The sequence below is a fragment of the Burkholderia cepacia genome (genome assembly GCF_001039005.1).
GTDB classification, from domain to species: domain Bacteria; phylum Pseudomonadota; class Gammaproteobacteria; order Burkholderiales; family Burkholderiaceae; genus Burkholderia; species Burkholderia theae.
Window position 1 is genome coordinate 1 of record NZ_LDWR01000116.1, and the last position, 2,649, is coordinate 2,649.

Below are 2,649 nucleotides of genomic sequence, written 5' to 3' on the forward strand. Positions count from 1 at the left end.
TCTCCCAGGTCCATCGCGCCCGCTTCGCTCATTTCGTGCATACCGCTTCCGCATCGGTCCAGCGTTGTTTGCTCGTCTTGCTTGCCGTCGCCAGCGTGTACGACATCGAACAGCCATCGGCGACCGTATCGCCCCACTTCACATTCAGCGTGCCGGTGTCGGTCTTCACGCCGCGCAGCACGATGCGGCCATCCTGCGCGACGGTGCCGACATTCCGCCCCGCCGCATCGCTCACCTCGGCGCCGAACGGAACCGGCTCGCCATCGGCCATGCGCGCGCGCATGATCACCGCGCGCCCGCCGCCCTCGGTCTCGAACTTCAGTCGCACCACCGCGCCTGCGGTCGGCGCGATGTGCTGCGCGCTCGATTTCAGCTCGACACTCATCGGCACACCCTTGGGATCGATCTCCACCTCGTTGGTCGAAAACGGCGTCAGGCTCGACACCAGCGCATGACCGAACGGATCGACGCGCAGCCCACTGCCGGCCGTCACGCGTGCCCCGTGCGCGTCCTTGGCCTCGACGATCGCGATGGTCTCGCCCATGGTCGGCGTAAAGGCAACGCCGCCCGCATAGGCCACCATGCCGCCCGAGATGCCGCCGCCGTACTGCGTAAAGCCGGTGCCCGTCGAAGCATTGCCCGTGACGGTCGCATACGGCGACATGTAGGACACGTTGCCGCCCACGTTGGTCGCCGCTCTCGCGCCGCCGCCACTGGTCCGGCCGACGTTCACGCCGTAGCTGAGCGCGTTGTCGACGCCGAGCGCCCCCGTCATCGACTGCTGGACCACGGTCGAACCACGGGAATCGTGCTGCAGGCTGGTCGACGAATACACCGTGCGCGAGCCGAGGTTCAGCGGGATCGACACGTTCAACATGAAGCGGTTGTCCCAGCGGTTTTGCGTCACGTCGAATTGGCGCGCGGCCGACACGCCGTAGTTGATGCGCCGGAAATTATTGTTGTAGCCGGCCTGATACTGCGTGTCGTTGCCGCCGCGATTCCAGTAGTTGACGGTCGAGCCCGACAGGTAGAAGGCGCCCCAGCCCTCCGGCAAGCTCTGGTTCAGCGTGACCTGGAACTGGCCGCGACGCACGCCGCCCGACAGCAGACCGCTCACGCCGCCCGTCTGCCGGCCGCGCAACTGCATCGCGTCCTGCAGGCCCAGGTAGCCGCTGCTCGAATAGCGATAGGCCGCCACCGCGATATTGGTATGGGTCGGGCTGATCAGCTTGCTGTACGAGATCCGCACGCTCTGGCCGTGGCGCGTGCCGACGCCCGGCAAATCGGTATTGGCCTGCGTGATGTCGAGCGCGAACGCGCCCAACTGGGTATTGAGCGCGGCGCCGACCACGCCGGCCACGTAGCCGGGCGCGGCCGTCACGCCGCCGTAGCCAGTGATCAGGTTGGTGAAACCATGCTGTACGGTCGCCTGGAACAGCGCCGGCTTGCTCGACAACAGCGGACTGCGGTACTGGCCGGCCGTCACGCTGAAGTGCGTGATGCCCGGCCGCAGCGAACTGACGGCCGACGCATACGGCACCTTGAAGGTGTGGATGCTGCCGTCGGCCTCGGTCACGATGACGTCGAGGTCACCGCCATAACCGGTCGTATAGAGATCGTCGATCACGAACGAGCCGGTCGCGACGTTGGCGCTGTAGATGACGTTGCCGTTCTGGCGCACCTGTACCAGCGCATTGCTGTTGGCGATGCCGTGGATGGTCGGTGCGTAACCGCGTTGCGATTCCGGATACATGCGCTCGTCGCTGGCGAGCTGCACGCCGCGAAAACCCACGCTGTCGAACATCGTGCCGTCGGTGAACGCGTCGCCGATCACGAACTGCGCCTTCAGACGCGCGATCGAGCGCTGCAGGCTGGTCTGCACGCTCTGGTAGTGCGGACCGCCGTGCGAGTCGTAGGTGGTGTTGCCGTTGTGGCGGAAGCGCCAGGGCCCGACGTTCAGGCCGACGGTGAGGCCCAGGAACGCCTGGGTCGACGAGGCGCCCCGGTTCTCGGCACGATAGATATTGCCGTTGTACGACAGCAGCGCGGCCGGCACGCCCTCGTCCCAGTAGCGCGGGTCCACGTAGCCGCGCGCCGCGCGGCTCAGCGAGGCCTGCGGAATGCTGACGTCGAGCCGCTGCTCGCCATTGTCGAAAGTGGCAACCGCGTCGGGCACCAGCATGCCGATCGTCGCGCAAGCCTGGTTCGGATCCGTCAGCATGTGCGTCGCCTCGGGCGACAGCTTCGCGAGATCCACGCCGACCTGCTGCAGCAGGTCGCGATTGAAGCACGGCTGGACGTTGTTCGGGTTGTTGCCCACCTGGCGCAGCGTGATCTCGGCGCGACCGATCCAGTTCGTGTTGACGAACAGATCGGCGCGATACGAACCCGGCAACGCGACATTGCCCTTCTCGAAGCGGCTCACGTCCACCCGCGCGCCACCCGGGCGCTGCAGGAACAGATCGTTGAACTGGACTTCCGCCACTTGCGTGGCATCCGTGGTCGCCGCCATCACGCCAGTCGATGCGAACATCGCCAGTGCGAGCAGGCAGCACGGGCGCGGACGCCAGTGCATGGACAGCGGCAAGCTAGAAATACGTTGAATCACGATAGGCAGCCGAGCGTGAGCAAGCCTGCGCCCTGCCCGGG

Annotated in this window: 1 protein-coding gene; it reads right to left on the reverse strand. The window is 66.4% G+C overall.

All coding sequences use genetic code 11. The features are described from left to right. Positions 1 to 28: 28 nt before the first annotated feature. Positions 29 to 2,575, reverse strand: a complete 2,547-nt coding sequence (locus VL15_RS38115; RefSeq protein WP_048252065.1) for a fimbria/pilus outer membrane usher protein — start codon at positions 2,573 to 2,575, stop codon at positions 29 to 31. Between the last annotated feature and the right edge of the window lie 74 nt (positions 2,576 to 2,649).

Bases quoted from the DNA above. Each gene is read 5' to 3' on its own strand.
- VL15_RS38115 (WP_048252065.1), bottom strand. From the start codon at position 2,575: ATGCACTGGCGTCCGCGCCCGTGCTGCCTGCTCGCACTGGCGATGTTC.